Below are 6,234 nucleotides of genomic sequence, written 5' to 3'. Positions count from 1 at the left end.
GGGACTGGAGCGCGGCGACGGGCGCGGCCGCGGCGCGCGAGGTGGCCGAGGCGGTGCGCCGCGAGGACGGGCCGACCGCGGTCGCGGCGGCCAACGACCAGATGGCGCTCGGGCTCATCGCGGGCCTCGTCGCCGAAGGGCTGCGGGTGCCGAGGGACGTCTCGGTCACCGGATTCGACGACAACGCGGATGCCGCCTTCTACACGCCCGCCCTCACCACGGTGCACGTCGACACGGCCGGCGAGGCACGGCGCGTGCTCGCCGAGGCGCTGGGCCTGCCGGCGATGGCGGAGGTCGCCGAACCGGTGCTCGTCGCGCGCGCGTCGACCGCCGCTCCGCGCGGCTAAGGTCGGCGGGGGTCGGGGCTGGGGGCTCGGGGTCGGGGCTCGCCCCGCATTAACCGCGGAGATTCGGCCGCCATCTGCCCGCCGGGGGCGATCCGATGCGGCTCCGTGCGTTTTCTCCGCGGTTGGTGCCGGACCGGCGGGGAGAACCCGTCATCCGAGCGTGGCGGAATCGGGATGTTACCGATAACATCGACCCCATGACCGATCTCGATGAGGCGATCGCCGCCGTCCGCGCGGACGTCGCCGCCCTCCACGCCGAACTCGTCCGCTACGGCCTCGTCATCTGGACCGGGGGCAACGTCTCGGGTCGCGTTCCCGGCGCCGACCTCTTCGTCATCAAGCCGTCCGGCGTCTCGTACGACGACCTCGCGCCCGAGAACATGATTCTCTGCGACCTCGACGGCAACGTCGTGCCCGGCAGCCCCGGCAGCGACCGCTCGCCCTCGAGCGACACCGCCGCGCACGCCTATGTCTACCGCAACATGCCCGAGGTCGGCGGTGTCGTGCACACCCACTCCCCCTACGCCGTGGCCTGGGCCGCGCGCGGCGAGGAGATCCCCTGCGTCATCACCGGCATGGCCGACGAGTTCGGCGGCCCGATCCCGGTCGGACCGTTCGCGATCATCGGCGACGACTCGATCGGCCGCGGCATCGTCGAGACACTGAAGGGCCACCGCTCGCGCGCCGTCCTGATGCAGAACCACGGTCCGTTCACGATCGGCGTCAGCGCGAAGGATGCCGTGAAGGCCGCCGTCATGTGCGAGGACGCCGCCCGCACCGTGCACTTCGCCCGGCAGGGCGGGGAGCTGATCCCGATCCCGCAGGACAAGATCGACGCCCTCTACAACCGCTACCAGAACGTGTACGGCCAGAGCTCGGACGACCGCCGATGAGCGCCATCGCTGCCGGCCGCGGAGTGCTGGGCATCGAGCTCGGATCGACCCGCATCAAGGCGTGCCTCGTCGATGCGAGCGACCCGACCACCGTGCTCGCCGTCGGCAGCCACGAGTGGGAGAACGCGCTCGAGGACGGCGTCTGGACCTACGCCGAGGACGCGATCTGGTCGGGCCTGCAGGCCGCCTACGCCGATCTCGTCGCCGACGTCCGCCGCCAGGGCGCCGAGCTGACCGACCTCGCCGGCATCGGCGTCTCGGCGATGATGCACGGCTACCTCGCCTTCGACGAGGACGGCACCCTGCTCGTCCCGTTCCGCACGTGGCGCAACACCTCCACCGGCGCCGCCGCGGCGGAGCTGACCGACCTCCTGGGCGTCAACATCCCGCTGCGCTGGTCGATCGCCCACCTGCATCAGGCGATCCTCGACGACGAGGCGCACCTCGCCTCGCTCGCGAAGATCAACACCCTCGCCGGCTGGGTGCACGAGAAGCTCACCGGCCGCTTCGCGCTGGGTGTCGGCGACGCGTCGGGCATGTTCCCGATCGGCACCGACGCGCGGTACGACCGCGACCGCGTCGCCGCGTACGACGCGCACGCCGCCGGGTTCCTCGCCGGCCGCAGCCTCACGGACCTGCTGCCCGAGGTGCTCCCCGCGGGAGCGGATGCCGGGGCGCTCACTGCCGCCGGCGCAGCCCTGCTCGACCCGACCGGCACGCTCCGGCCCGGCGCGGTCGCTGCGCCCGCCGAGGGCGACGCCGGCACCGGCATGGTCGCCACGAACGCGGTCTCGCCGCGCACGGGCAACGTCAGCGCCGGTACGAGCATCTTCGCGATGGTCGTCCTCGAGCGCCCGCTCACGCGCGTCCACACCGAGATCGACCTCGTCACGACGCCCGCGGGCGACCCGGTCGCGATGGTGCACTGCAACAACGGCGCGAGCGAGCTGGCGTCGTTCGTGTCTCTGTTCGCGCGGTTCGCCGCGGCATCCGGTCAATCGATGACGACGGATGCCGTCTACGAGACGCTCCTGCGCGAAGCTCTGACCGGCGCCGCGGATGCCGGTGGGGTGCTCGCGTACAACCACCTGAGCGGCGAGCCGATCGCCGGAATGGACGAGGGTCGCCCGCTGGTCGTGCGCACGCCCGACGCGGAGTTCTCGCTCGCCAACGTCATGCGCGCGCAGGTCTACGGCGTCTTCGCGACGCTCGCGATCGGCATGCAGACGCTCGCCGAGGAGGGTGTCGCGCTCGACCAGATGTTCGCCCACGGCGGCGTCTTCCGCACGGCGGGCGTCGCGCAGCGGTTCCTCGCCGGCGCGCTCGACGCGCCCGTCACGGTCGGCGATACAGCCGCCGAAGGCGGCGCGTGGGGCATGGCCGTGCTCGCCGCGTTCGCCGCCGCGAAGACCGACTCCGACCTGTCGACGTACCTCACCGACCACGTGTTCGCGGGCGCGGCATCCGTCACCGCCGACCCCGACCCGGCCGACGTCGCCGGGTTCGCCGACTACCTCACCCGCTACCGCGCCGGACTCGCCGCCGAGGCCGCCGCCGTCACCGCACTGCCGCTGCGCGGCATCCGCTCATCGAACGAAGGAACAGCATGACCCTCTCCACCAGCCTCGAGCAGTACACCGTCTGGTTCGTCACCGGCAGCCAGAACCTCTACGGCGAGGAGACGCTGCGCCAGGTCGCCGAGCAGTCGCAGGCCGTCGCCGCGGGCCTCGCCGGCCTTCCGGTCAAGGTCGAGTGGAAGCCCGTCCTGAAGGACTCGGACTCGATCAAGCGGCTCGCCCTCGACGCGAACGCCGACGACTCGGTCATCGGCGTCATCGCGTGGATGCACACGTTCAGCCCCGCGAAGATGTGGATCTCGGGCCTCGATGCGCTGCGCAAGCCGCTGCTGCACCTGCACACGCAGGCGAACGTCGAGCTGCCCTGGAACGACATCGACTTCGACTTCATGAACCTCAACCAGGCCGCCCACGGCGACCGCGAGTTCGGGTACATCCAGACGCGCCTCGGCGTGCCGCGCAAGACCGTCGTCGGCCACGTCTCGAACCCCGTCGTCGTGCGGCAGATCGAAGACTGGCAGCGCGCCGCCGCGGGGTGGCAGGCCGTCAAGACCCTCAAGCTCGCCCGCTTCGGCGACAACATGCGCTACGTCGCCGTCACCGAAGGCGACAAGACCGAGGCCGAGCTGCAGTTCGGCGTGCAGGTCAACACGTGGGGGGTGAACGAGTTGGCGGATGCCGTGGCCCAGGCATCCGAGGCGCAGATCGACGCCCTCGTCGAGGAGTACGTCGCCTCGTACGACGTGGCCGACGAGCTGCTGCCGGGCGCGGAGCGGCACCAGTCGCTGCGCGACGGCGCGGCGATCGAGATCGGGCTGCGCTCGTTCCTCGAGGCGGGCGGCTTCGGCGCGTTCACGACGTCGTTCGAGGACCTCGGCGCGCTGACTCAGCTGCCCGGTCTCGCCGTGCAGCGCCTCATGGCCGAGGGCTACGGCTTCGGCGCCGAGGGCGACTGGAAGACCGCCATCCTCGTGCGCGTCGCGAACGTCATGGGATCGGGCCTGCCCGGCGGGGCGAGCCTCATGGAGGACTACACCTACGACCTGGTGCCCGGCAACGAGAGGATCCTCGGTGCGCACATGCTCGAGGTGTCGCCGTCGCTCACGACCTCGAAGCCGCGCCTCGAGGTGCACGAGCTCGGTATCGGCGGCAAGGCCGACCCCGTGCGCCTGGTGTTCACGGCGGATGCCGGACCCGCCCTCGTCGTCGCGATGAGCGACATGCGCGACCGGTTCCGCCTCGTCGCGAACGTCGTCGAGAACGTCGACGCGCCCGACCTGCCCAAGCTGCCGGTCGGCCGCGCCGTGTGGAAGCCGTCGCCCGACTTCGCGACCTCGGCCTCGTGCTGGCTCGCGGCCGGTGCCGCGCACCACACCGTCATGACGACGGCCGTGGGCATCGAGGTCTTCCGGGACTTCGCCGAGATCGCCGGCACCGAACTGCTCGTCATCGACGAGGACACGACGGTGCGCGGCTTCCAGAAGGAGCTCCGCTGGAACCAGGCGTACTACCGCCTCGCCCGCGGGCTGTAACCCGCACGCGACGAACGCCCCGGTGCCGCTGTGCGCCGGGGCGTTTCGCGTGTCGTGGGGTGTGGCGGGTGTCACGGGATGCAATGGATGCTGCGCGACACGCCGCGGCATCCGCTCAGGCACCGGCGTGTCGCGGTGGATCTCTTGCATCCGTGAACGCGAGGGGTGGGTCGGGCGGCGGGGTGTCACGGGATGCAATGGATGCTGCGCGACACGCCGCGGCATCCGCTCGGGCGCCGGCGTGTCGCGGTGGATGTGTTGCATCCGTGCACGGCGAGGCTCAGTGCCCGCCGTGTCCGTGGAGGAAGACCTCGTTGACCTCGGCGCCGGGCGCATCGCTGCCGATGGGGGTCGCGGCCAGGGCCGGGGTCACGAGACCAGCCAGCAGGAAGGCGCCGACGATCAGGCCGCCGACGCTCGTGCGGGCGGCGGTGCGAGCAGCGGGGTGCGACGGCCGCCGACCGGCGCGACGCATCGCGATCGCCGAGACGACGCCGACGGAAAGACCCAGCGCTGTGGAGACGACGACGGGATAGATGCTGGTCTGCGGGGGACCGATCACGAGCAGCGCGGTCACTGCGACGAGACCGGCGAGCGAGACTCCGATGCCCGCGGGCGGAGCAACCACGCGCCCCCGCATCAGCGCCGCGACGCCCCAGGCGATGGTCGCCGCCCCGACGGCGGCGAGCAGGACGCCGATGCCGCGGTCCGCAGCATCGGCGCCCTTCACGATCGCGCCCGCGCCCAGTCCGAGCTGCAAGAGCCCCGCGCCCCACGCAGCGAGCGCAGGCCACGAACGGACCAGGACGGACGGCGACATCAGACGGCCGCGCGAGGGGAGACCTGCTTGTCGGCGGCGATGCCGACACCGAGCAGCACGAGCGCGCTGGCGAGGTGCAGGAAGTGGTCGGCCGTGTTCAGCGCCAGGATGTTCGCCGCGGTGCCCACGAGGAAGAAGCCGACGACGCCGAGCAGCAGGTACGCGGCACCGACGACGATGTTCACGCCCTTGGCGGCGCGGACGTTCGACAGGCCGCCGATGAGCAGCGCCGCACCGATCAGGAGGTGCGCGACGTTGTGCAGCGGGTTGACCATGAAAATGCCGAGCAGCAGCTCGCCGTCGGTGGCGAGGAAGTCGACCCCACCGGTGACGGCGAAGCCGAGCAGGCCGACGAGGATGTAGACGGCGCCGAAGATGACGGCGACGAGGCGGTTGGGTGAGCTGGTCATGGGATTGTCCCTCCGTGTGATGCGGCGGATGCCGCGGCCCTGCAGACGTGTGGTGCTGCAGGTCATTCGGTGCGACGCCCCGAACGGATTGCGCACGGAGCGTCGCCGCCGACTGTAGGGACGGCGGACGAGGCTCACGCAGGGGTTGTGAGCGACCTGAGCGACTGCTATGAGCGGGCTGAGAGTCGCGGCGTCGCGTGCCGGCGCGCGGCATCCAGCAGCCGGTCGGCGTACGCGATCCAGTCCTCGCGGGACCACTCCCGCCGTCCCTGCTCGGCCTCGGCTGCCATGCGCGTGCCCCGTTCAGGCGCTCCGTGTCGCGAGGCGGCGCCCGGCCTCGGCCAGCCAGCGCGCCGGATCGGCCATCGACGCTGCCGCGCCACCGGCGAGGTCGGTGAGCGAGATCGTGTGCGCGAAACCGGTGGTGTCGGCGTCGGCGGCGATCCGCCCGGCGACGACCGCGACGGGCACCCCGTGCGTCGCCGCGAGCCCCTGCACGAACGCGGGCACCTTGCCGGCGGCGGACTGCCCGTCGAACGAGCCCTCCCCCGTGACGACGAGGGATGCCGCGGCCACCGCACCGGCCAGGTCCACGAGGTCGGCGATGCGCTGCGCGCCGGGCACGAGGTCGGCACCCCACGCGGCGAGCGCGAAC

The 6,234-nt window shown here is 72.1% G+C and carries 8 protein-coding genes; 4 read left to right on the top strand and 4 right to left on the bottom strand.

Translation table 11 applies throughout. The features are described from left to right. The 4 genes from NH287_RS14490 to araA form a co-directional block, all read left to right on the top strand. On the top strand, positions 1-347 hold a 347-nt coding region (locus NH287_RS14490), incomplete at its 5' end, for a substrate-binding domain-containing protein (RefSeq protein WP_253036176.1). Between the two features lie 197 nt (positions 348-544). Beyond that, positions 545-1,240 (top strand): L-ribulose-5-phosphate 4-epimerase, encoded by a 696-nt coding sequence (locus tag NH287_RS14485; RefSeq protein ID WP_064002525.1) that lies wholly within the window; start codon positions 545-547, stop codon positions 1,238-1,240. Further along, the gene (locus NH287_RS14480; protein WP_253036175.1) at positions 1,237-2,850 is read left to right on the top strand and encodes a xylulokinase; all 1,614 of its coding nucleotides are present in this window, start codon (positions 1,237-1,239) and stop codon (positions 2,848-2,850) included. The genes NH287_RS14485 and NH287_RS14480 overlap by 4 nt, the downstream gene beginning before the upstream one ends. Continuing rightward, the gene (gene araA / locus NH287_RS14475) at positions 2,847-4,349 is read left to right on the top strand and encodes an L-arabinose isomerase (RefSeq protein ID WP_253036174.1); all 1,503 of its coding nucleotides are present in this window, start codon (positions 2,847-2,849) and stop codon (positions 4,347-4,349) included. Before NH287_RS14480 ends, araA begins: the two co-directional genes overlap by 4 nt. A 280-nt stretch (positions 4,350-4,629) precedes the next feature. Here araA and NH287_RS14470 read toward each other — a convergent pair whose 3' ends face one another. The 4 genes from NH287_RS14470 to NH287_RS14460 all read right to left on the bottom strand — a co-directional run. Next, complete coding sequence (locus NH287_RS14470; protein WP_253036173.1) at positions 4,630-5,169, bottom strand: hypothetical protein; 540 nt, start codon at positions 5,167-5,169, stop codon at positions 4,630-4,632. Beyond that, on the bottom strand, positions 5,169-5,579 hold the full coding sequence (locus NH287_RS14465) for a DUF4383 domain-containing protein (RefSeq protein ID WP_217532200.1): 411 nt from the start codon (positions 5,577-5,579) through the stop codon (positions 5,169-5,171). Before NH287_RS14465 ends, NH287_RS14470 begins: the two co-directional genes overlap by 1 nt. A 167-nt stretch (positions 5,580-5,746) precedes the next feature. Next, entirely contained in the window at positions 5,747-5,869 is a 123-nt protein-coding gene (locus NH287_RS15315; RefSeq protein WP_290440656.1) for a hypothetical protein, read from the bottom strand. Between the two features lie 13 nt (positions 5,870-5,882). Beyond that, a partial coding sequence (locus NH287_RS14460) for a glycerate kinase (RefSeq protein ID WP_253036172.1) occupies positions 5,883-6,234 on the bottom strand: 352 nt, incomplete at its 5' end.

Origin of the sequence: Microbacterium sp. CnD16-F, assembly GCF_024124465.1 — a bacterium.
Lineage (GTDB): Bacteria > Actinomycetota > Actinomycetes > Actinomycetales > Microbacteriaceae > Microbacterium > Microbacterium gawkjiense.
This window is presented reverse-complemented; position numbering and strand designations above follow the sequence as displayed.